Annotated in this window: 19 protein-coding genes; all 19 read left to right on the plus strand. The window is 46.8% G+C overall.

Annotated features, from left to right (window positions below; all coding sequences use genetic code 11):
* Positions 1-11: 11 nt before the first annotated feature.
* On the plus strand, positions 12-4,331 hold the full coding sequence (locus ACDJ58_RS10040; protein ID WP_413377527.1) for a PolC-type DNA polymerase III: 4,320 nt from the start codon (positions 12-14) through the stop codon (positions 4,329-4,331).
* 259 nt (positions 4,332-4,590) lie between these two features.
* Entirely contained in the window at positions 4,591-5,052 is a 462-nt protein-coding gene (rimP, locus tag ACDJ58_RS10045) for a ribosome maturation factor RimP (protein ID WP_413377529.1), read from the plus strand.
* A gap of 123 nt (positions 5,053-5,175) precedes the next feature.
* Entirely contained in the window at positions 5,176-6,273 is a 1,098-nt protein-coding gene (gene nusA / locus ACDJ58_RS10050; RefSeq protein WP_063566378.1) for a transcription termination factor NusA, read from the plus strand.
* Between the two features lie 26 nt (positions 6,274-6,299).
* Positions 6,300-6,608 (plus strand): RNase P modulator RnpM, encoded by a 309-nt coding sequence (gene rnpM / locus ACDJ58_RS10055; RefSeq protein WP_413377532.1) that lies wholly within the window; start codon positions 6,300-6,302, stop codon positions 6,606-6,608.
* Positions 6,598-6,927, plus strand: a complete 330-nt coding sequence (locus ACDJ58_RS10060) for a YlxQ family RNA-binding protein (RefSeq protein ID WP_029880929.1) — start codon at positions 6,598-6,600, stop codon at positions 6,925-6,927. The genes rnpM and ACDJ58_RS10060 overlap by 11 nt, the downstream gene beginning before the upstream one ends.
* Entirely contained in the window at positions 6,920-9,508 is a 2,589-nt protein-coding gene (gene infB, locus ACDJ58_RS10065; protein ID WP_413377534.1) for a translation initiation factor IF-2, read from the plus strand. Before ACDJ58_RS10060 ends, infB begins: the two co-directional genes overlap by 8 nt.
* 25 nt (positions 9,509-9,533) lie before the next feature.
* Entirely contained in the window at positions 9,534-9,893 is a 360-nt protein-coding gene (gene rbfA / locus ACDJ58_RS10070) for a 30S ribosome-binding factor RbfA (protein ID WP_062326091.1), read from the plus strand.
* Positions 9,894-9,912: 19 nt separating this feature from the next.
* On the plus strand, positions 9,913-10,890 hold the full coding sequence (locus tag ACDJ58_RS10075; RefSeq protein WP_413377537.1) for a DHH family phosphoesterase: 978 nt from the start codon (positions 9,913-9,915) through the stop codon (positions 10,888-10,890).
* Positions 10,884-11,807, plus strand: coding sequence for a tRNA pseudouridine(55) synthase TruB (gene truB, locus ACDJ58_RS10080; protein WP_413377539.1), 924 nt, complete (start codon positions 10,884-10,886; stop codon positions 11,805-11,807). The genes ACDJ58_RS10075 and truB overlap by 7 nt, the downstream gene beginning before the upstream one ends.
* Before the next feature lie 66 nt (positions 11,808-11,873).
* Positions 11,874-12,812, plus strand: a complete 939-nt coding sequence (locus tag ACDJ58_RS10085; RefSeq protein ID WP_413377541.1) for a bifunctional riboflavin kinase/FAD synthetase — start codon at positions 11,874-11,876, stop codon at positions 12,810-12,812.
* A gap of 159 nt (positions 12,813-12,971) precedes the next feature.
* Positions 12,972-13,241 (plus strand): 30S ribosomal protein S15, encoded by a 270-nt coding sequence (gene rpsO / locus ACDJ58_RS10090; RefSeq protein WP_056700672.1) that lies wholly within the window; start codon positions 12,972-12,974, stop codon positions 13,239-13,241.
* 252 nt (positions 13,242-13,493) lie between these two features.
* Positions 13,494-15,596: a polyribonucleotide nucleotidyltransferase gene (gene pnp, locus ACDJ58_RS10095; protein WP_413377543.1), complete on the plus strand. Its 2,103-nt coding sequence runs from the start codon at positions 13,494-13,496 to the stop codon at positions 15,594-15,596.
* A gap of 223 nt (positions 15,597-15,819) precedes the next feature.
* Positions 15,820-16,815 carry a polysaccharide deacetylase family protein gene (locus ACDJ58_RS10100; protein ID WP_413377545.1) on the plus strand — a complete coding sequence of 332 codons (996 nt, stop codon included), beginning with the start codon at positions 15,820-15,822 and terminating at the stop codon, positions 16,813-16,815.
* Between the two features lie 98 nt (positions 16,816-16,913).
* Entirely contained in the window at positions 16,914-18,197 is a 1,284-nt protein-coding gene (locus ACDJ58_RS10105; protein WP_413377547.1) for a M16 family metallopeptidase, read from the plus strand.
* Positions 18,157-18,603 carry a dUTP diphosphatase gene (gene dut, locus ACDJ58_RS10110; protein WP_170867769.1) on the plus strand — a complete coding sequence of 149 codons (447 nt, stop codon included), beginning with the start codon at positions 18,157-18,159 and terminating at the stop codon, positions 18,601-18,603. Before ACDJ58_RS10105 ends, dut begins: the two co-directional genes overlap by 41 nt.
* Before the next feature lie 237 nt (positions 18,604-18,840).
* Positions 18,841-19,740 carry a dipicolinate synthase subunit DpsA gene (dpsA, locus tag ACDJ58_RS10115; protein WP_413377549.1) on the plus strand — a complete coding sequence of 300 codons (900 nt, stop codon included), beginning with the start codon at positions 18,841-18,843 and terminating at the stop codon, positions 19,738-19,740.
* Positions 19,737-20,333 carry a dipicolinate synthase subunit B gene (locus ACDJ58_RS10120; RefSeq protein WP_024630269.1) on the plus strand — a complete coding sequence of 199 codons (597 nt, stop codon included), beginning with the start codon at positions 19,737-19,739 and terminating at the stop codon, positions 20,331-20,333. The genes dpsA and ACDJ58_RS10120 overlap by 4 nt, the downstream gene beginning before the upstream one ends.
* Before the next feature lie 424 nt (positions 20,334-20,757).
* A complete protein-coding gene (gene dapG / locus ACDJ58_RS10125) occupies positions 20,758-21,975 on the plus strand; it encodes an aspartate kinase (protein ID WP_413377552.1) in 1,218 nt (405 codons plus the stop codon).
* Between the two features lie 47 nt (positions 21,976-22,022).
* Positions 22,023-22,898, plus strand: a complete 876-nt coding sequence (dapA, locus tag ACDJ58_RS10130) for a 4-hydroxy-tetrahydrodipicolinate synthase (RefSeq protein ID WP_413377554.1) — start codon at positions 22,023-22,025, stop codon at positions 22,896-22,898.
* Positions 22,899-23,127 lie beyond the last annotated feature (229 nt).

Consider the following 23,127-nt stretch of genomic DNA (forward strand, 5'->3'; position numbering starts at 1 on the left):
GGAGGAACACGATGAGTGGATTCGAGGAGAAGAGAAAACGGTTTGAGTTGTTGATGAAACAGACGGAGCTTCCGGCTGGCCTAATAGAGCCCTACTTTTTGGATGGATGGATTGAACGGGTGGAGACAAGTCGTAGCAACCGCGACTGGACTATTGTGATTGCAAAGGATACCTTGGTTCCTGCTCCAATCTATCGTACATTTTGTCTGCACATCCAGGAGAAAATGAATCATATCTCTAAGATTACGTTTGGTTTCAAATATAGTGAGCAGGTCGAGATTGGTGATATTGTCAGTGAGTATTGGAACTTGTTCCTTGAGTGGGTTACACGGGAGATTCCATCCGTTAATGGTTGGATGAATCGTACCAAGTTTGAATGTGAAGCGGATCTGCTGCAATTGACCATGAGTGATGCAATGTCGATGGAGCTCGCGAAGAAGAAGCAGATCGATCAGGCTATAACCACTTTTTATGATAAGTATTTTCAATTACCCTTGCGGGTCAAATTGCTGGTTGGTGAGGTTGAAAGCAACAAAGAGGCGATGGAACAATTCCAGCTCAAGAAGCGGGAAGAAGAGCTTCAAGTTATCGAACAAATGATGAGTGAAGTGGACTCAGAAATGCCTGAAGAGGAAGATCAGGGCGATGTTCGCTTACAGATGGGATATGAGATCAAGGAACCACCTGTACCTATGCAGGAAATTCAAGATGAAGAGAAAAAGGTTACGTTGCAGGGAACGGTCTTCGGTCTGGATCGCAAGGAATTGCGGAACGGGAATACCTTGTTTACTTTTTATCTGACGGATTTCACGGATTCCATGCAAATGAAGATGTTTGCCAAAACAAAAGAGGATGTCAAAATCTTGAGTTTGTTGGCAAATGGAAAATGGGTGAAAGTGCGTGGCCGTGTAGAATACGATCGGTTCATGCAAATACCGGAACTTGCCATGATTCCGTCAGATTTGGTTGAAGTAAAGGCACCGCCATCCCGTAAAGATAATGCAGCTGAGAAACGGGTTGAGTTCCATCTGCACTCCACAATGAGTACAATGGATGCCGTAACTTCGATCGACAAATACGTAAAGACTGCAGCGGAATGGGGACACAAGGCAATCGCCGTAAGTGATCATGGTGGTGTGCAGGTGTATCCGGAGGCGTCCAAAGCGGCCAAGAAAAACGGAATTAAAATGATCTACGGCCTTGAGGCCAATGTGGTGAACGATTCGGTTGCTGTTGTACTGGCACCACAGCCGTTGGAACTCAAATCAGCGACATATATCGTCTTTGATATTGAGACCACAGGTCTGTCTGTAACCCAGAACAAAATCATCGAAATTGCGGCAGTGAAGGTAGAGGACGGTAAAGAAATTGACCGCTTTGCTACGTTTGTAAATCCGCATGAGCGCATCCCATATAACATTCAGCAGTTGACTAACATTAACGATGAAATGGTGAAGGATGCACCTGAGCTAGAACCAGTTATCCGTGATTTTGTAAAGTTTGCCGAAGATGGCGTATTGGTTGCGCATAATGCTCGATTCGATATGGGCTTTATTCAGGCTTCGCTGAAACAGCTTGGCATGCCTGAGCTTCAGAACCCTGTACTCGATACGTTGGAACTGGCACGGTTGTTATATCCAAAAATGAAGAATCACCGTCTGAATACGCTGGCGGATAAATATAAAGTAGCACTGGAAAGCCATCACCGGGCGATTGATGATACGATTGCGCTCGCAGGGATACTAAATGGATTGGTTAATGATGCCGCCCAGATGAAAGGCCTGACAATGCTTGATCGGCTAAACGATTATGTCGGAGTTGATCTTTCAAATACGCGACCATTCCATTGTGGAATCTATGCTTTGAATGATGTCGGCAAAAAGAATCTCTATAAACTGGTATCTCTTTCCCATACGGAGCATTTCAAACGGGTACCTTGTATTCCAAAATCGAAGCTGATCAATTTACGTGAAGGCCTCATTATTTTATCCGGTTGTGAAAAAGGTGAGTTTTTCGAGGCTGTGCTAAACAAATCGCTTGAAGAGGCGGAAGAGATAGCTCATTTCTATGACATTCTGGAAATCCAGCCTCTGACAATGTATATGCATTTGGTGGACAAAGGGCTGGTGGCTACACCAGAGGAATTGAAGCTCGCTGTTCGTAAAGTTGTTGACATTGGTCAAAAATTGGGAAAACCGGTAATAGCCACAGGTAACGTGCATTATCTGGAGCCGCGCGACAAGCTATATCGGGATATCACCATTCATGGCATTACAGGGTTCAGCCCGCTCAAAGATCAACGTAAACCGGATGCTCACTTAAGAACGACGGATGAAATGCTGGAAGAGTTCAAGTATCTGGGCCAGGATAAAGCCTACGAAGTTGTCGTTACGAATACGGTTGAATTGGCGGATCGATTCGAGGAAATCAAACTGTTCCCGGACAAGTTGTTCACTCCGATTCTGGAAGGCGCGGACGATGAAATCCGTAATACCTGCTATAATACCGCCAAGTCGATTTATGGTGAGGAACTACCGGAAGTAATTGTGGCACGACTGGAAAAAGAATTGAATCCAATCATCAAATATGGTTTTTCTGCGAACTATCTGATCTCGGAACGTTTGGTTAAAAAGTCGAATCAGGATGGCTACCTTGTCGGCTCCAGGGGATCAGTTGGTTCGTCTGTAGTTGCTACTTTCCTGGGTATTTCCGAGGTTAACCCGTTGCCAGCACACTATATTTGTGTGAATCCGGAGTGCAAGCACAGTGAGTGGTTCCTAGACGGCAGTGTGCCGAGTGGATTTGACCTTCCTGAGAAAGAATGCCCTGATTGTGGGGGCCGATTAAAAGGCGAAGGGCAGGATATTCCGTTTGAGACCTTCCTTGGTTTTAAAGGGGACAAGGTTCCCGATATCGACTTGAACTTCTCGGGTGATTATCAACCGCATGCCCATAACTATACGAAGGTGCTTTTCAGCGAAAAAAGTGTGTTCCGTGCGGGGACGATTGGCACGGTGGCTGAAAAGACGGCGTTTGGTTTTGCCAAGAAATATGAGGAAGAACATCATAAGAAATGGCGCGGGGCTGAGCTGAACCGTTTGGCTTCCGGTTGTACCGGGGTTAAACGTAGCACAGGACAGCATCCCGGTGGTATTGTCGTTGTACCGGATTATATTGAAGTAGAAGATGTAACGCCTGTACAATTCCCGGCGGATGACGTTAATGCGGAGTGGAAAACAACACACTTTGACTATCACGCCTTCGAAGAGAACTTGCTAAAACTCGATATTCTGGGGCACGATGATCCAACCATGATGCGGATGCTGCAGGATTTGACGGGTATCGATCCAACAACCATTCCGATGAATGATCCTAAGGTCATGAGCATGTTCAACTCTACGGAGGCACTCGGTGTTACACCAGAGCAGATTCGTTCACCAGTTGCCACTTTTGGTGTACCAGAGATGGGGACGAAGTTTGTACGTCAGATGCTTATCGAATCCCAGCCTTCGTCTTTTGCCGATCTACTCCAGATCTCCGGATTGTCTCATGGTACGGGGGTATGGCTTGGTAACGCACAAGATCTTATCAAAAATGGAACATGTAACATCAAAACGGTGATTGGTTGCCGGGATGATATCATGTTGTTCCTAATTTATAAGGCGGGCATGGACGCCAGTCTTGCCTTTAAAATTACGGAGAGTGTGCGTAAGGGACGTGGTTTGCCGCAAGAATGGATTGATGAGATGAAAAATTGCAAGGTGCCGCAATGGTACATTGATTCCTGTCTTAAAATCCAGTACATGTTTCCGAAGGCCCACGCGGCCGCTTATGTTATCTCGGCAGTGCGTACAGCTTTCTTTAAGCTGTATCACCCAATTGAATACTACGCGACATACTTCACAGTTCGTGCGGATGAGTTTGACATTGAACTGGTATGTCAGGGCTATGAGCCCATCTATCGCAAGATCGTAGAGATCGAACAATTAGGTTTCCAGGCACCGCCAAAAGAAAAAAACATGCTGCCTGTTCTTGAGATGGCATTGGAAATGGCAGCACGCGGATTCTCGCTCAAGCCGATTGATCTGTATCGTTCGGAAGCGACGAAGTTTATCGTTGACGGAAATTCACTTATTCCTCCGTTTTCGGCACTGGGAGGAATCGGGGATAATGCTGCACGCAATATCGCTGCGGCAAGAGATCATGGAGAATTCCTTTCGATCGAAGATTTCCAGCAGAAGTCCAAAGCAAGTAAAACAATTGTTGAGCTGCTGACGGGTATGGGATGCTTCCGTGGTTTGCCGGAAAGCAATCAATTATCCTTGTTCTAAAATGGCATTTTGAGTATCCATTTATGGTCTATGATGTGATTACGTAAATTTTTCTTCATTAGTGGTTAAAATGGCTGAGTGATCGCTTACTTGTCACTATTACCAGACTATGTTATAATTTTTGAAGTGAACGAGATAGTACGAATTTCTAAAGAGTGGGGAAACCCACTCTTTAGTCTTTGGTATACAAGAATCTTGGGTAATGAAGAAATTGCCAGTCATTATTTGCTGGTGTAACCTAAGTTGGAGGTTATCGGTTTTGAGCACAACGAACATTAAATCTACCGTGGAAGAAATGATCCAACCCTACTTGAACGAACAAGGCTTCGAGCTGGTTGACATCGAATACGTCAAAGAAGGCAGCAACTGGTTTTTACGGGTGTATGTCGACAAAGAGGGTGGCATCGACATCGATGATTGTGTCTTGATCAGCGAAAAGCTAAGCGCCAAGCTGGATGAGAACGATCCGATTCCGACCATCTATTTCCTTGAAGTGTCTTCTCCCGGTGCGGAGCGTCCACTGAAAAAACCAGAGGACGTTTCCAAATCCGTAGGTAAAAATGTATTTGTTACAACCTACGAGCCGGTAAATGGAATAAAGGAATTTGAAGGCAAGCTGCTTTCCTTTGATGACGGGGAACTTGTGATCGAAGCAGGCAAGAAACAGCATGCCATTCTTTATGACAAGGTTGCGAGTGCGCGCCTGGCCATTCTGTTTTAAGTGCCTTGTTCACTTATTAATGAAAAAAGACACATCTCACGATAACGGCAAGGTGCTCATGAGTCTAGAGCCTTTCGCCGTTTTACGTATGAGATGCCATGTTTGAAAGGGGGATCAACATTCATGAGTATGGATTTTATTGAAGCAATGAATGAATTGGAGCGGGAAAAAGGGATCAGCAAAGATGTGCTGTTTGAAGCGATTGAGGCAGCACTCATCTCCAGCTACAAGCGTAATTTCAACACCGCCCAGAATGTGCGTGTTGACATGAACCGCAATACGGGTGTTATACGGGTGTATGCCCGCAAATTGATCGTGGAAGAAGTCCTGGATTCACGTACCGAAATTTCATTGCCTGCTGCACGAGAGATCAACCCACACTTCCAGCTGGAAGATATTGCGGAGATTGAAGTTACGCCGCGTGATTTCGGACGTATCGCCGCACAAACTGCCAAACAGGTAGTGACCCAGCGGATTCGTGAAGCCGAACGCGGCCTGATCTACAACGCTTTCGTTGATAAGGAAGAAGATATCGTTACGGGAGTGGTGCAGCGTCAGGATTTGCGCAATATCTACATCGATCTGGGCAAAATCGAAGCGGCATTGCCGCTGACCGAATTGATGCCGAACGAGAAGTTTGTTCATGGTGACCGTATTAAAGCGTACATCACCAAGGTCGAGAATACGACCAAAGGGCCGCAAATCATTCTGTCCCGTACACATCCGGGCTTGTTGAAACGTCTCTTTGAACTGGAAGTACCTGAAATTTTCGATGGTGTGGTTGAGATTCGCTCCGTCGCACGTGAAGCGGGCTTCCGCTCCAAGATTGCTGTTCATTCCCGCAATGAGGAAGTTGATCCGGTTGGATCATGTGTAGGTCCTAAGGGAATCCGCGTGCAGACCATTGTGGGTGAGCTGCGCGGTGAAAAAATTGACATCGTTCGTTTCTCCGATCAGGTAGACGAATATGTGGCTAATGCACTTAGTCCTTCCAAAGTATTGGAAGTTCAAGTATTCGAGGAAGAAAAGATGGCTCGGGTTATTGTTCCTGACTATCAACTGTCCCTCGCCATTGGGATCAAAGGCCAAAATGCCCGATTGGCAGCCAAACTGACCGGTTGGAAAATCGACATTAAGAGCGAGAGCCAGGCGGAACAGGAATTCGGCAGAGAGAAAGATTCTTCTTCGGAAATGCACCAAGATTCCGTCTCCGTCGACTAAAGTAAAGCACGGGGGGGCGCTAACGTATGAAAACTAAAAAAGTGCCGCTGCGCAAATGTGTGGCGTGTCAGGAAATGATGCCCAAAAAGCAGCTGATCCGTATCGTTAAAACACCAGAGGATCAAGTGCTGATCGATTTGACTGGCAAAAAGTCCGGACGTGGTGCTTATTTATGCGGCAAAGAGTCCTGTTTTAAGCTTGCACTCAAAAACCGGTCTTTGGATCGGGCGCTAAAGGGCAAAGTCTCACCGGAAATTTATGAGCAATTGGCAGCTGATTTCGTTGCGGTAGAGGACGAATTCATAGCAGCACAGGAGCGTGAACATGATGAATAATAAAACATTGTCTTATCTGGGACTCTCCATGCGTGCAGGCAAACTTGTGACAGGTGAAGAAATTGTACTTAAAGCGATCCGTTCTTCCGAAGCTAAAATGGTTATTGTTGCGGGTGACGCCTCGGCCAATACACAAAAGAAATTTCGCGACAAATGCGGGACATATAAAGTTCCACTGGTGATCGGATTTGACCGGGATAGTCTGGGTTCAAGTATCGGTAAAGAAACGCGGGTTGTTCTTGCAGTAACGGATCGAGGGTTTGCAAAAATGATCTCCAAGCAAGTCGGTATAATGTCGGAGGTGGAGTATATTGAGTAAACAGGAAAACAAGGATAAATTGCGAGTTTATGAATATGCGAAGTCCCTTAATATGAGTAGTAAAGAAATTATAACCATTCTTAAAAAGCTGGATATTCCCGTAAACAATCATATGAGTGTCATGGAGAATGGTTCAGTCGGTAAGGTGGAACAATTTTTTAAAGATATAAAATCCACTGCCGCTTCCAAACAAAGTAACGAAGCAAAATCCGTTGCTACTTCGTCAGTGCGCAGTGACAAAACAGTGGACAGCAACAAGCCGGCCGGCGGAGTGAACACGCCGAATAGCAGCAACCCATCCGGTAGTCCCGTACAAACAAAAATACAACAGGAAAAGCAGGTAGGTATGAACAATAGACCAAATTCCAACAATAACAATGGCTCCCAAAGACCTAGCGGCCAAGACAGCCGCAACAGAACGAACTCTTCCCAAGGCTCAAGCCAAGGAGGACAATCAAGTAATCGTCCAAGACCAGCTCAAGGTGGACAAAGTAGTACAGCATCCCGTCCGCAAAGTACGGGACAACGTCCATCGAACAGCGGTGGCGGTCAAGCAAGAAGTGCAGGCCCGAACAGCGGTGGCAACACTGGCACTGGCGGCAACCGTACTGGTGGCCAAGGACAGAGCTCAGGACAAGGCCAACGCAGAGGCGGCCAAGGTAATTCCGGCAACAACAACAACAACAATAGCGGCAACCGTTCGAACAGCGGTGGCGGTGGACGTCGTTATGACGACAACCGTGGCGGCAACTTCCGCGGTAATCGTGGTGGCAAGAACAATCGCAACAGAAATCAACAACAGTACCAACAACGTGAGAAAATTGATAACACACCTAAGAAAATCATCGTACGTGGTGACATGACTGTTGGTGAAACAGCGAAGCTGCTCCATAAAGATGCTTCCGAAGTTATCAAAAAACTCATTGCCATGGGTGTTATGGCAACGATTAACCAAGAGCTTGATATCGAAACGATCCTTCTGCTTTCGGGTGAATTCGGTGTTGAGGTTGAAGTGAAAATCGTGCTTGAAGATGACCGTTTCGAAACACTGGAAGAAAATGATGATCCTGCAGAATTGCAATCCCGTCCTCCAGTTGTAACGATCATGGGTCACGTTGACCACGGTAAAACAACATTGCTCGATGCGATCCGTTCCACGAATGTAACCGGCGGAGAAGCAGGCGGAATCACGCAGCACATCGGTGCGTATCAAGTTGAAATCAATAACAAAAAAATTACGTTCCTCGATACTCCGGGTCACGAAGCGTTTACCGCCATGCGTGCACGGGGAGCACAGGTTACGGATATGACGATTATTGTTGTAGCTGCAGATGACGGTGTTATGCCACAAACGGTTGAGGCGATTAACCATGCCAAAGCTGCTGGGCTGCCAATTATCGTAGCTGTCAACAAAATTGACAAGCCGGGTGCAGATCCGGATAAAGTTAAACAAGAATTGACCAACTATGAACTCGTTCCGGAAGAGTGGGGCGGAGACACCATCTTTGTTAACGTTTCAGCGAAACAAAGAATGGGTCTGGAAGGTCTGCTTGAAATGATCCTGCTCGTTGCAGAAGTAAACGAATACAAAGCAAACCCGGACAAACGAGCTCGCGGTACAGTGATTGAAGCCGAGCTGGATAAAGGACGTGGCCCAGTTGCTCGTATCCTCGTTCAGCACGGTACACTGAAAGTCGGAGATGCATTTGTTGCAGGTAACTGCTTCGGTCGCGTACGTGCGATGGTGAATGACAAAGGTCGTCGTTTAAAAGAAGCTGGACCTTCAACACCAGTAGAAATTACCGGTCTGACTGAAGTTCCAGGTGCGGGAGATCCATTTATGGTGTTTGAAGATGAGCGCAAAGCGCGTTCTATCGCTGACAAACGTGCCATCACACAACGTGAATCCGATCTGGGTACAAACACACGTGTGACACTGGATGATCTGTTCCAACACATCAAAGACGGCGAAATCAAAGATCTGAACGTAATCATCAAAGGTGACGTACAAGGTTCGGTTGAAGCATTAAAAGGTTCCCTTGCGAAGATCGAAGTTGAAGGTGTACGCGTGAAAATCATTCATAGCGGCGCTGGTGCAATCACAGAGTCCGACATCATTTTGGCTGCAGCATCCAATGCCATCGTGATTGGTTTCAACGTTCGTCCTGATAACCAGGCGAAAGCGACTGCAGATCAAGAGCAAGTAGACATTCGTCTGCATCGCGTTATCTACAGTGTTATCGAAGAAATTGAACAAGCAATGAAAGGTATGCTTGATCCGATTTACAAAGAAAAAGTAATCGGTCATGCTGAAGTTCGTAGCACGTTCTCCATCAGTAAAGTCGGCACCATTGCTGGATGTATGGTTACCTCGGGTAAAATTACGCGTTCCGCGGAAGCACGTCTGATTCGTGATGGCATCGTCCTTTACGAAGGCAAGCTGGATTCCCTGAAACGTTACAAAGATGATGCCAAAGAAGTAGCCCAAGGTTACGAGTGCGGTATCACGCTGGATAAATACAATGATCTCAAAGAAGGCGACATTATCGAAGCCTTCATTATGGAGACAGTACAACGATAAGCAAGGAAGCATGAGGTGAACAACAATGGCTAAGATTCGTACAGGTAGAGTGGGCGAGCAGATCAAGAAAGAATTAAGTCTGCTCATCCAGTCTGAACTGAAAGATCCTCGTATCGGCTTTATTACCGTAACGGGAGTCGAAGTGACAGGCGACTTGTCGCAAGCCAAGGTTTATCTGAGTGTCTTCGGTGAACAGGAACAAAAGGATAACTCGCTTAAAGCGCTGGCAAAAGCAAATGGATTTTTGCGTTCAGAACTGGGCAAGCGTATCCGTTTTCGACATGTTCCCGAGTTGATATTCAAGATTGACGAATCTATTGCATATGGCAGCCGAATTGAGAAGCTGCTTGGTGATATCGGTACCGACAAGAACGAATCCGAGTAACAGAATAAAGGAGACGGCAATGCACACTTATGAACAGGCGCTTCAGGACGGAAAGCAATTTCTGCTGGAGCATGATGATTACCTGGTCGTGTCGCATGTACAGCCGGACGGTGACGCAGTCAGCTCGACGGTAACGGTGGGCTGGCTGCTGTCATGTCTGGGCAAGACATTCACGATGATTAATGAAGGTGAAATTCCACAACGCATGAATTTTCTGTGGGAAGCTGGTAAGATCGTGAACATGACCGAACAACCACCGGCGCGGAAATACAAAGCGATAATCTGTGTGGATTGTGCAGACTTTTCCAGAGTAGGCCTGACTCGTCATTATTTCGAAGAAGATGCTGTCATTTTAAATATTGATCATCATCCGACCAATGACGCGTATGGAACAGTAAACATCATTAAGCCAGACGCTGCAGCAACGGCTGAAATTCTGTTTGATTTCATCAACCTTTTCCCAGTGAAATGGAACAAGGATGTGGCTACAGCAGTCTACACGGGATTGTTAACAGACACAGGTGGATTCCGCTATGCCAATACGAGTCCTAATGTGATGACCACCGCATCCAAATTGCTTGAACATGGTGTGGATGGACCTTATCTCGCACAGATTTTGCTTGAGCAGGTTACGCTTCCCCAAGTCCGTATATTGAATCAGGCACTCTCAAGTCTGCAAATGACTGACGATGGCAAGATTGCTTGGGTAGTCATTACACCAGAAGATATGATCGCTTGTGGTGCGGCCAATGAAGATCTTGAAGGGGTAGTCAATTACCCGCGTAACATTCTAGGTGTGGAAGTGGGCATCTTTTTTAAAGTGATCAATGACAATGCGGTGAAGGTATCTCTTCGGTCAGCTGGCAAGGTTGATGTTGCTTCGCTTGCACAGAACTTTGGTGGAGGCGGTCATGTACTCGCAGCTGGATGTCGCGTTGAGGGTAAGTTGGAAGATATTGTCGAACTAGTGCTGAAGCAGGTGAATGCTCAATGGTAAAACCATTTGAAGGCGTACTTCCGGTGTACAAACCAGCGGGATTTACTTCTCATGATGTTGTGGCCAAAATGCGTCGCATTCTCAAAATGAAACGTATTGGTCATACAGGCACATTGGACCCGCAAGTTACTGGTGTACTTCCGCTCTGCCTTGGACGGGCAACACGTGTGGTAGAGTACATGCAGGAGCTTCCCAAGGAGTACCTGGCAACGCTACGACTGGGTCTGTCTACTGACACGGAGGATATGACGGGTGAAGTTATTGAGCGGTCGGAGACGGCTGTTGAGGTGACACAGGAACAGGTTCAGCAGGTGCTGGAGCAATTCCTGGGCACCATCTCACAGGTTCCGCCTATGTACTCTGCGGTTAAAGTGGATGGAAAGCGACTCTACGAGCTTGCTCGTGAAGGCAAAACGGTAGAGCGCAAGAGTCGTGAAGTTACGATCTATGAGCTGGAATTGACAGGAATTGAGAATCAAGGCGACACTACGGATATATCGTTCCGTGCTTTATGTTCCAAAGGGACATATATTCGAACGTTATGTGTGGATATCGGTAGAAAATTGGGATATCCGTCCACAATGCTACACCTGGAACGCACGATATCGGCAGGGATTTCTGCTGATCATTGCCTTCATTTCGAAGAAGTGGAACAACGCATGATCGATGGAACGTTAGCCGAGGTGTTGATTCCGGTTGATGAAGCCATCGCTTCCATTCCGGCACATACGGTGGGTGCGGATCAGACCAAGGGAGCACTTCAGGGCCAGAAATTGTCGGCGCGTTTGCTCGAACCGCCTGCAGAGCAACCGGGTCTACTGCGGTTATATGATCAGGATGGGACGTTTCTGGGGATATTTGAGCGGGATGAATTGAAAGCAACGGTGAGAGCTGTTAAAGTCTTTTTGCCGGAATAAAGAGGTTCCTGGTTTGAGTGGTGGTACTCAAGCCTGGCCTATCAAGTGAAATGCAGGTGAATGATTGTGAAAACCGTAATGCTAACCTATCCGCAGACGTTACAATCGGCTGTTCAGGGCACACATCCCCAAGTGCTCGCGATCGGTCAATTTGACGGGCTGCATCTCGGACATGCAAGTGTCATTTTGTCAGCTGTCCGCATTGCACGCGAAACGGGCATGCAGGCAGCGGTGATGACCTTTCATCCTCATCCGAAGGAAGTTATGCGCAAAGGGGATTACGAGGGTTATCTAACTCCCTTGAGAGATAAAGAAGACATCCTGGCAGGCATGGGTGTAGACGTGCTCTACGTGGTCGAATTCAATGAGGAGTTCTCAAGGTTGACGCCGCAGCAATTCGCACATGATCTGCTGCTCCCGCTTCAGACTCGAACAGCGGTAGTTGGTTTTGACTTCCGCTTCGGTCACAAGGGAGCAGGGGATGAGCAGCTTCTTCGCACATTGGGAGAAGGCGAAATGACGGTGGAGACTGTGCCTCCATTCCTGTTAAATGGTGAGAAGGTAAGCAGTTCTCTCATTCGTGGCCTGTTGAAGCGTGGAGAAATCGACGAAGCCAGTCAATGGCTCGGACGACCTTACAGCATCAGGGGAACCGTAATTCATGGGGAGAAACGTGGACGGACCATTGGTTTTCCTACCGCTAACCTTGAACTTACGGATCATTATGTTACGCCAGCGAAAGGCGTTTACGCTGTTCGTGTGCAGTATGGGGAGCAGGAACTGCGTGGCGTCATGAACCTTGGTGTGAAACCTACCTTTCACGAAAACGGGATGAAACCTACGTTTGAGGTGCACTTGCTTGATTTTGATGGGCAGATATATGACCAGGAATTAAAGGTTGATCTCGTTCACTACATTCGTGCAGAACGAAAATTTGACTCGATTGATGCCTTGATCAGTCAGATTCGTGAAGATGCATTAACCGCTGCCCGCCTGTTATCTTAAGTCTCAGGATAAAATATAGGTTTACATTTACTTTGTCTGGGCAACTATGATATAATGTACTACGTTGTCGTTTGAGACAACACATAACCTTGGCTTGGTTACTTGCTCTCACCGGCGGTGACGAGGCTAATGGCGATTATAATGAAGGAGGTGAATAGGATGGCATTGACTCAAGAACGTAAACAACAACTGATCGACGAGCACAAAACTCACGAGTCCGATACTGGATCACCTGAGGTGCAAGTTGCTATCCTTACGGAAAACATCAGAAGTTTGACAGACCACTTGCGTACGCACAAGAAAGACCACCACTCACGTCGTGGACTTTTGAAAATGGTAGGTCAACGTCGTAAGCTTTTGGCTTACGTGAAAAACAAAGATGTTAAACGTTACAGCGCACTGATCGAAAAACTCGGATTGCGTCGTTAATTATCGTACATGTTTTCAAAATCAACCTGGCTGTTATCCGTCATTCCTTTGTCTAAAAGGACAAGCGGAGCTTACAGCCGGGTTGTTTTGTAGATGAACATGTTGCCATATATTTGTAGCTGCTGGCTCCGCAAGGAGCTTTTGTTTTGCAAGTGAGCATGTTGCTGTGGAGTTAATGAATGCAGGACAAGCAGGAAATACTGTGAAAATGCAGAATCCATTGTGTTAGGAACGAATAAAAGGAGGGATTTCATGGAACAGCGTGTTGAAATGCAGCTTGGTGGAAGAACGCTTACGCTTGAAACAGGGCGTTTGGCCAAGCAGGCTAATGCTGCCGTTAAGGTAACGTACGGGGATACCGTTGTATTGTGTACCGTAACAGCATCAAATGAGCCTAAAGATCTGGACTTTTTCCCATTAACGGTAAACTATGAAGAAAGATTGTATGCCGTAGGTAAAATCCCAGGTGGATTTATTAAACGTGAAGGCAGACCAAGTGAGAAAGCGATTCTTTCGAGCCGTTTGACAGACCGTCCGATTCGTCCTTTGTTCCCGGAAGGTTTCCGTAATGATGTACAAGTTCTGAATATCGTTATGAGTGTGGATCAGGACTGCGAACCGCAAATTGCTGCCATGATCGGTACATCGGCTGCACTGAGCATTTCGGATGTTCCATTTAGCGGACCGATTGGTGGCGTAAAAGTTGGACGTATTGATGGCCAGTTCATCATTAACCCAACGATTGCACAGCTTGAAGTAAGTGAGATTGAGCTCGTTGTTGCAGGAACTAAAGATGCCATCATGATGGTTGAAGCGGAAGCGAACGAAGTTCCGGAAGAAGTAATGCTGGAAGCAATCATGTTCGGACATGGTGAGATCAAAAATATTGTTGCAGTAATTGAACAGCTCGTACAAGTGGCTGGTAAAGAAAAAATGGCTGTGAAATTGCATGCCGTTAATGCTGAAGTTAACAGCAGTGTACGTGAGTTCGCCAGTGCTCGTCTGGTTGAAGCTGTTAAAATCGCTGAGAAACATGCGCGTCAGGATGCAATCGATCTCGTGAATGACGAAACCGTTGCTCACTTTGAAGAGAAGTATATTGAGACTCCAGAACTGCTCAAAGATGTGAAAGAAGTGCTGCACGATATCGTCAAAGAAGAAGTGCGCCGTCTTATCACACATGATAAAGTTCGTCCGGATGGACGTGGACTCGCTGAGATCCGCCCAATTGAATGTGATACTTCCCTGCTGCCACGTACTCACGGTTCAGGTCTGTTCACTCGTGGGCAAACACAGGCGCTCAGCATTTGTACACTTGGTGCACTGGGTGATGTTCAGATTTTGGACGGAATCAGTCTTGAAGAAACGAAACGTTTCATGCATCACTACAACTTCCCGCCGTTCAGCGTAGGTGAAGCTCGTCCATTGCGTGCTCCAGGCCGTCGCGAAATCGGACATGGTGCTCTGGGTGAGCGTGCTCTTTCCAAAGTAATTCCTTCCGAAACAGACTTCCCATACACGATTCGTCTGGTATCCGAAGTATTGGAATCCAACGGTTCAACTTCCCAGGCAAGTATCTGTGCCAGCACACTGGCTATGATGGATGCAGGTGTACCAATCAAAGCTCCAGTTGCGGGTGTAGCTATGGGTCTGATCAAAGACGGAGATCATGTATCCATCCTGAGTGATATTCAAGGTATGGAAGATCACCTCGGTGACATGGACTTCAAAGTAGCAGGTACACCTGATGGTGTAACAGCTATTCAAATGGACATCAAAATTGATGGTATTGATCGTCAAATTTTGTCCGAAGCATTGGCTCAAGCCAAAGAAGGTCGTATGCACATTTTGAGCAAAATGACCGAAGTGATGAAAACTCCACGTGAGCAATTGTCACAATATGCACCTAAAATTACAACCATGCATATCAATCCGGACAAAATCCGTGATGTTATCGGTGCAGGTGGTAAAATTATCAATAAAATCATCGAGGAAACCGGTGTTAAAATTGATATTGAACAGGATGGACGTGTCTTTATCGCTTCTTCCAACCAAGAGATGAATGATAAAGCCAAATCGATCATCGAAGGCATCGTACGTGAAGTACTGGTCGGCGAGATTTATGTAGGTAAAGTGAAACGTGTTGAGAAGTTTGGTGCATTCGTTGAAGTGTTGCCGAACAAAGAAGGTCTGGTACACATTTCACAATTGTCCACAGAGCGTGTCGCTAAAGTGGAAGATGTTGTTGCCATTGGTGATTCCATTACGGTAAAAGTAACGGAAATTGACCCACAAGGCCGTATCAACTTGTCCCGCAAAGCCGTATTGACTGCCGAAGCTCCGGCTCAATCATAGGCTGTGTGCCACCGTTTTTTTTGAAAAGATAGATTGAATGAAGAGACAGAATGTGAATTTCTGGCTCTTTTTTTAACGTTTAAATACCTTTATGAAATCGTTTGGCTACCCATAAAGCCTTTGAATCAAGCTTTGAAGATACTTTACATGAACAGCTTGTTTTATTCATATTCTTGCCCTTGTCCTCATATGATGGGGACAAAGACGGCGGGAGGATGGAGCTGTGGGAAACCAATCCAAAAAGCTGGCGGCTGTTCTGGTAGGTATGGCAGCGGTCATACTGGTCGGACAAGTGGGCAGTGTACGTACATACATTACGGAAATCCGTGATGGGCCAGGCACGCAAAATGCATTTGATATGTTCAAAGAGGCAACCGGAGAAGATCAGCTGTTGTCGGCGATCCGGGATAAAGCGGCCGAAACGAAAATCGCTCCGGTAAATGCCAGAGTGGATCGGGTCTGGAAAGCGATACCCGGGTATAACGGAATAGAGATCGATGTGGAAGCCACGTATCGCAAAGCACTTGGTGGGACGCTGAATACCAAGATAGCGTATGTCTATCGGCAGACTGTACCTGAAATTCAGCTTAAAGATTTGGGTGCACACCCCATTTACCGGGGGAATGCCGAAAAACCAATGGTGTCTTTCATGATTAATGTTGCGTGGGGCAATGAATTCATTATCCCGATGCTAGATACGCTTGATGCTGAAAAAGTCAAAGCTACTTTTTTTCTCGATGGAAGCTGGTTGAGCAAAAACGAGGAACTGGCCAAAGAAATCCAAAAGCGTGGACATGAGTTATCAAATCATGCATACTCACATCCGAATATGAGTCGGTTGAGTACGGAGCGGGCGAAACTGGAAATCAGCAAAACCCAGGACCTGCTCAAAGATAAGTTGGGTGTGGAGAACCACTGGTTTGCTCCACCTTCCGGTGATTTTAATCAACAAACGGTCGACATTGCTTCCGGCATGGGGCTTCAAACGGTACTTTGGACACTGGATACCGTGGATTGGCGCAAACCAAGTTCTGATTCTGTTGTAGCCAAGATCGCCAAAAACGTGGAAGCCGGTACATTAATTCTGATGCATCCCACTGCTGCTTCTTCAGGAGCTTTAAAAGGAATGATTGATTCCATACGGGCCAAGGGTTTGACGCTTGGAACTGTTAGCGAAACATTGTCATCCGAGCGGGTGAAGGGATCAGCGGTTGAGTGAATGATGTTTTTTTGTTAATATCAAACAGTTGGAACCAAATGTCGATTTCAATTTCACGTTGAAATCCAGGCAATTATAGAGATGTAGGAGGGCCAACCGTGAAAAAAATTCAGCTGGGCAATGGCCTCAGAGTTGTCATGGAACAGATTCCGACCTGTCGTTCCGTGTCATTTGGAATATGGGTCAAGACAGGTTCTCGCAATGAGCAGCCTGCAAGCAACGGAGTATCCCATTTTATTGAGCACATGCTGTTCAAGGGAACGGATCGTTATGATGCCAAGGCGATTGCGGAGCAATTCGATGCCATTGGTGGCAACGTGAATGCGTTCACTTCGAAAGAATACACTTGTTATTACGCGAAAGTATTGGATGAGCATCTGCCAATAGCTGTCGATGTGTTGTCCGATATGTTCTTCCGCTCTAAAATGGATGATGGTGAACTGCTCAAGGAGAAAAACGTCATTCTGGAAGAAATATCGATGTATGAGGATACGCCGGATGACATGGTCCATGATCTTATGGCCTTGGCCGCCTATGGTGAGCATCCGCTCGCTTATCCGATTCTGGGTACCGAAGAGCGTCTCAAAGCGATGGACTCCAGCCATCTGCGTGCATATATGAAAGAGCACTACACGATTGAGAATACCGTTATTAGTATTTCAGGTAATATTGATGACAGTGTGATCGATTTGATGGAAAAGCATTTTGGTGCTTTTGATGTCAACGGTGTAGCTGAACAGGTAACTCTGCCTGCATTCCAGAGCGGACAACTCTTTCACAAAAAGAAAACGGAACAGAATCATATCTGTATCTCGTTCCCGGGATGTAAGATCGGAGATCCGCTTCAGTTTGCCATGGTCGTGCTGAATAATGCAATTGGCGGAGGTATGAGCTCCAGACTGTTCCAGGAAATTCGGGAGAAACGCGGTCTTGCTTATTCCGTTTATTCGTATCATAGTTCCCATGCGGATAGTGGACTCTTCACCATCTATGCAGGTACAGCGCCGAAACAGACGAAAGAAGTTCTGGATCTGACCAAAGAGGTCCTGCACGACCTGGCTGTAAATGGTTTGTCTGAAGATGAGCTCCGCAAAGGAAAAGAACAGCTGAAAGGCAGTCTGATCCTCAGTTTGGAAAGCACGGGTAGCCGGATGAACCGTCTGGGCAAAAATGAGCTGATGCTGGGCAGACACCACACGCTGGATGAAATGATAGCCAAAATAGAAGAAGTGACGATGGACGATGTCGATGCTGTTCTGAACCTGATGTTTGCTGAGCCGTTTGCGCTCGCTATGGTTGGTGCTTCGGATCGTACGATCGCTGGATTAAGAAGGGATGATTTTGTTGCATTACGTTCAAATTCAAAAGTTACCGGGCAATGAAGATATTAAGTTGCCTCAAAAAATGTCAGAGCTGGCCTCCGGCTTTGATGTAGTTGCGGCATTACAGGAAGAGGTTGTATTGCAGCCGGGACAGCGTACGTTGATTCCTACGGGACTCGCGATGGCTATGCCAGCTGGATTGGAGGCACAGGTTCGCCCTCGCAGTGGTTTGGCTTTCAAACACGGAATTACTTGTCTGAACACGCCGGGCACCATTGATGCCGATTATCGTGGTGAAGTTAAGGTCCTTTTGATTAATCTTGGCCAAGAGCCATTCACCATTGTACGTGGGGAGCGTATTGCCCAAATCGTCTTTCAAACCGTTCCAGCAGTTGAATTAACAGAGGTAGCCGAACTGTCGGAAACTGTACGTGGAGAAGGTGGATTCGGTCATACCGGAAAATAAAAGCTCCGAAACCAAGCTGTAAATAGGAGCATCCTCTGTAATTAGAGCTTCACAGTTTGCTTTACTGAGCATGTTCTCGAAGAGTCGTCCCCGAGGGGGGCGGCTCTTTTTCTTTTTTTTAACGATAGAGACAATAGAGACAATGTTTTCTTTGCATGCTTCAATTTTAATGTTTCACCCCCCTGTGGGCCACTGCATACGATAAGGCATACATGTGGTGAAAGGAGTGACGTCCCGATGCTGACCGGTGTCCGGATTATAGTCCTGGGCGGAGATGCGCGGCAGCTTGAAGTCATTCAAAAATGCGCAGAGCTGGATGCTACGGTAAGTGTGGTGGGCTTCGACAAGCTGGAGCGTTCCATTCCGGGTATCGAACACCAGGAATTGGAGGACGATGTATTTGCTTCGGCAGATGTGCTGGTGCTTCCTGTGGTTGGGTGTGATGATCAGGGGAAAGTGAGCACTTCGTTCAGTGATACACCGATTTTTCTGAAAAAGGAACATATTGCGGCATTGCCGGAGCATTGTATTGTGTTCACGGGTATGGCGAAGCCTTTTTTACGTGATTTGTGCCGGGAAAATGGTCTACGGCTTGTTGAAGTACTCGATCGTGATGACATCGCACTCTACAACTCCATTCCGACAGCCGAAGGCGCCATTGCCATGGCGATTCGGGAGACGGACTTCACGATCCACGGCTCGGAATGCATTGTGCTTGGCTTGGGTCGAACAGGTTTCACAATGGCCAAAACGCTTCAGGGACTTGGGGCAAATGTAAGGGTGGGAATCAGGCGCGAAGAGGATGCTGCTCGAGCAGCCATAATGGGCTGGAAGCCTTTCATGACAACGGATTTGGCCGCTCAAACCGGGGAAGTTGACTTGCTTTTTAATACGATACCGACTATGATAATCACAGCACAAATCCTGTCCAAAATGCCGCAAAAAGCAGTCATTATCGACCTCGCATCCGCTCCTGGCGGCTGTGATTTCAGGTATGCCGAAAAACGCGGTATCAAAGCGCTACTTGCGCCTGGCCTCCCCGGCATTGTTGCTCCCAAAACGGCTGGCGGCATTATTGCCGACGTGTTAATCCGTTTGCTTTTGGAAGAACAAAACGCACGGGAGGTTGAACAATGAACTGGCAGGGAAAAACGGTAGGTTACGCAATTACAGGTTCTCATTGTACGTTTGAAGAGGTTATGCCGGTGATTAGCCGCTTCGTGGCCGAAGGTGCCAATGTTGTCCCGATTATTTCCAATTCGGTTCTGACTACGGATACACGCTTCGGTACCGCGCAAAATTGGCAAAAACAGTTGAAAGATATAACGGGGAATGATATCATTTCTACAATTGTTGAGGCAGAGCCGTTAGGTCCTTCCAAGCTGCTCGATGTGCTCGTAATTGCTCCGTGCACAGGCAACACGACGAGCAAGCTGGCTAACGCGATGACGGACAGTCCGGTTTTAATGGCAGCCAAAGCCCAGATGCGAAATCAGCGTCCGCTGGTACTCGCCATTTCCACTAATGACGGGCTTGGGTTGAATGCTGCGAACATCGCCAAACTGCTGGTGGCCAAATATTTGTATTTTGTGCCATTTGGGCAGGATGATCCGGTGAAAAAACCGAACTCGTTAGTGGCCAAAATGGAGCTGATTCCGGAGGCATGCTGGAGTGCGCTTGAAGGCAAACAGTTACAGCCAATGATTGTGCAGCGTTCTGCACAGGCTTGATGGTTCTTGGATCCGCCGTAACATTAGTTTGTTATTATAGACATAGTTCTGTACAGACTTAGTTACGGGGATAACGGTTATACGCTTGAAGAAATGAAGATGGTTCGAGAGACAAAGAAAATCATGAGGGACGTTATGCTGGCATAAACAGCTACCTGTGTCCACGTTCCTTTCATTAAAAGGGAATTCCTGCTTGCAACGATTAGGTTAGGCAAGCGGGATCAGTGCACGGGGAACGTGTGCGTCATGATCTCGATAACAACCGCGGCCTTCATTTGGGATTGTTTCACTAATCTTTGATGAGGAGCGGCATGAAATGCCGTATAAAATGCTGAAATTATCGCATCGGAACGCTCCCTAGGGTGATCCATTTGTTGATTGACCCGTGTCCAGTCTTCTTGCGTACACAAATGGAGGAATAAAGATGCGCATCATGGTACAGAAATTCGGAGGTACGTCTCTCTCTACCGTTCAGGCGAGAGAGCATGTGCTCCGTCATGTTAAACGTGAACTTGAAGCAGGATTGAGTCTGGTCATTGTTGTGTCAGCGATGGGTCGCCGCGGTGAGCCTTATGCGACTGATACGTTACTGGACTGGGCTGCACAGAACGGAAATGCACTCTCCGCACGCGAAAAGGATTTACTGCTGTGCTGTGGTGAAATTATTTCTGCGACGACTTTGAGCAGTCTGCTCGAACATGAAGGCATTCCAACTACAGTACTGACCGGTGCACAAGCAGGTTTTGTGACGGACGACAATTTCGGGAATGCCCGAATTTTGGATGTCCGTCCTGTTCGTGTGCTGGAGCAGCTTCAGAGTGGGCGTGTTGTTATTGTTACAGGTTTCCAGGGGCAGACCGAGAACGGTGACTTTACGACACTTGGTCGTGGAGGAAGTGATACGTCAGCCACAGCCCTTGGTGCAGCATTACACGCTGAGATGGTGGACATATACACGGATGTAAATGGGATACTGACAGCAGATCCACGTATCGTGGAGGACGCTCGTCCATTGACTGTTGTAAGTTATGCCGAGATATGTAATATGGCCCATCAAGGAGCCAAAGTAATTCACCCACGTGCAGTCGAGATTGCGATGCAATCCCAGATTCCAGTGCGTGTACGGTCTACCTTTGCAGATAGTGAAGGGACGCTGGTAACGCATCCTGAAGGATTCCAGGATGTGCAGACAGGCATTGTAGACCGATATGTAACAGGGATTGCTTATGTAAGTAATGTTACGCAAATAACGGTGGAAGTGCCGGGCGGTGCAGATCGTTTGCAGCTAAAAGTGTTCAAAACGATGGCTGAAAATTCGATTAGCGTAGATTTTATTAATGTTACCCCCTTGGGAGTTGTCTATACCGTTTTCGATAGTGATTCCGAGAAAGCCATACATGTACTGCAGGAAATTGGTCTTAAACCGCAAAGTCTTTCGGGATGTGCCAAAGTTTCCGTCATCGGCGGAGGCATCAACGGAGTGCCAGGCATTATGGCACGGATCGTGGAATCCTTGACACTGGCGGACATCCAGATCCTGCAATCTGCAGATTCCAATACAACGATTTGGGTACTTGTGAAAAAAGAAGATATGGTTCAAGCTCTGAGGGCACTTCACGCCTCATTCGAACTTCACTTGTAGGACTTTGAAGTCAGCGGAGCCGGACCTGTTTTGAAGGAGGAATCGAATTGGACTTTGGAAGATTGATTACAGCAATGGTCACTCCGTTCAACGAACAAGGGGAGATCCATTGGGAGGAAACTGCACGTCTAATTGACTATTTGATTGAAGATCAAAAGTCAGAGACGCTCGTTATTTCAGGAACGACTGGAGAATCTCCCACGCTTAGCGACAAAGAAAAAGTAGAGCTATTCGAATTCGCAGTAAAACATACGGCTGGACGGTGCAAAATCATTGCTGGAACGGGTAGCAATAACACCGCCCATTCAATCCATCTGACTCAGGACGCTGAACGTGCTGGTGTAGATGGCGTTTTGCTGGTTGTTCCTTATTACAACAAACCAAGTCAAGAGGGAATGTTTAGACACTTTGAAGCGATCGCAAACGCGACGAAACTGCCGGTTATGTTGTATAACGTTCCTGGACGTACGGCAGCCAGTCTTTCGGCTGCAACAACGCTTCGTTTGGCACAGATTCCTAACATTGTAGCTACGAAGGAATGTGTATCGTTGGAGCAAGTCACGCAGATTGCTGCGGGTGCACCGGGACATTTCAGGGTGTATTCCGGTGACGATGCTTCTGGCTTGCCAGCCATTGCTGTAGGTGCTTACGGGATCGTTAGTGTTGCTAGCCATGTGGTAGGCGCTGAGATGAAACAAATGATTGATGCCTACTTCGGTGGTGCGCCTGTACAAGCGGCTCAGATACATCAGAAACTGTTTCCAGTATTCAAAGGTCTGTTCGAGTGCCCGCAGCCTTTACCGAACCCTGTAGCGGTGAAGTACGCTCTGACATTACGCGGTCTGAACGTAGGATCTGTACGCCTTCCGCTTATAGCAGCAACAGAGGATGAGCAGGGCTTTATTCGTGCCTTGTTTAACTAGCAATAATACGATATCGAACTGATTTGTTAACTTTTATAAACCCTATAGAAATTGCAGAAGAACCGCTTCTCATTTAAGAGGAGGCGGTTCTTTTTTTGACGATGATTGTTAGGTTTCTTTTCACAACTGAAGGCAAACGTAGAGGTTAACGAGAGAGTGACTTGTTTTTTTTGTTTTTAATCATGTATAATGATGTCAAGTGACTGGGTGCGGTATTTTTTTGAAATTG

It is taken from the genome of Paenibacillus taichungensis (genome assembly GCF_047302525.1).
GTDB classification, from domain to species: Bacteria; Bacillota; Bacilli; order Paenibacillales; family Paenibacillaceae; genus Paenibacillus; species Paenibacillus taichungensis_B.

Excerpts from the sequence above, each read along its gene's own strand:
- ACDJ58_RS10040 (WP_413377527.1), top strand. The coding sequence starts at position 12 with ATGAGTGGATTCGAGGAGAAGAGAAAACGGTTTGAGTTGTTGATGAAA.
- nusA (WP_063566378.1), top strand. The coding sequence starts at position 5,176 with ATGAGTATGGATTTTATTGAAGCAATGAATGAATTGGAGCGGGAAAAA.
- rnpM (WP_413377532.1), top strand. The coding sequence starts at position 6,300 with ATGAAAACTAAAAAAGTGCCGCTGCGCAAATGTGTGGCGTGTCAGGAA.
- ACDJ58_RS10060 (WP_029880929.1), top strand. The coding sequence starts at position 6,598 with ATGATGAATAATAAAACATTGTCTTATCTGGGACTCTCCATGCGTGCA.
- rbfA (WP_062326091.1), top strand. The coding sequence starts at position 9,534 with ATGGCTAAGATTCGTACAGGTAGAGTGGGCGAGCAGATCAAGAAAGAA.
- ACDJ58_RS10075 (WP_413377537.1), top strand. The coding sequence starts at position 9,913 with ATGCACACTTATGAACAGGCGCTTCAGGACGGAAAGCAATTTCTGCTG.
- truB (WP_413377539.1), top strand. The coding sequence starts at position 10,884 with ATGGTAAAACCATTTGAAGGCGTACTTCCGGTGTACAAACCAGCGGGA.
- rpsO (WP_056700672.1), top strand. The coding sequence starts at position 12,972 with ATGGCATTGACTCAAGAACGTAAACAACAACTGATCGACGAGCACAAA.
- pnp (WP_413377543.1), top strand. The coding sequence starts at position 13,494 with ATGGAACAGCGTGTTGAAATGCAGCTTGGTGGAAGAACGCTTACGCTT.
- dpsA (WP_413377549.1), top strand. The coding sequence starts at position 18,841 with ATGCTGACCGGTGTCCGGATTATAGTCCTGGGCGGAGATGCGCGGCAG.
- ACDJ58_RS10120 (WP_024630269.1), top strand. The coding sequence starts at position 19,737 with ATGAACTGGCAGGGAAAAACGGTAGGTTACGCAATTACAGGTTCTCAT.
- dapG (WP_413377552.1), top strand. The coding sequence starts at position 20,758 with ATGCGCATCATGGTACAGAAATTCGGAGGTACGTCTCTCTCTACCGTT.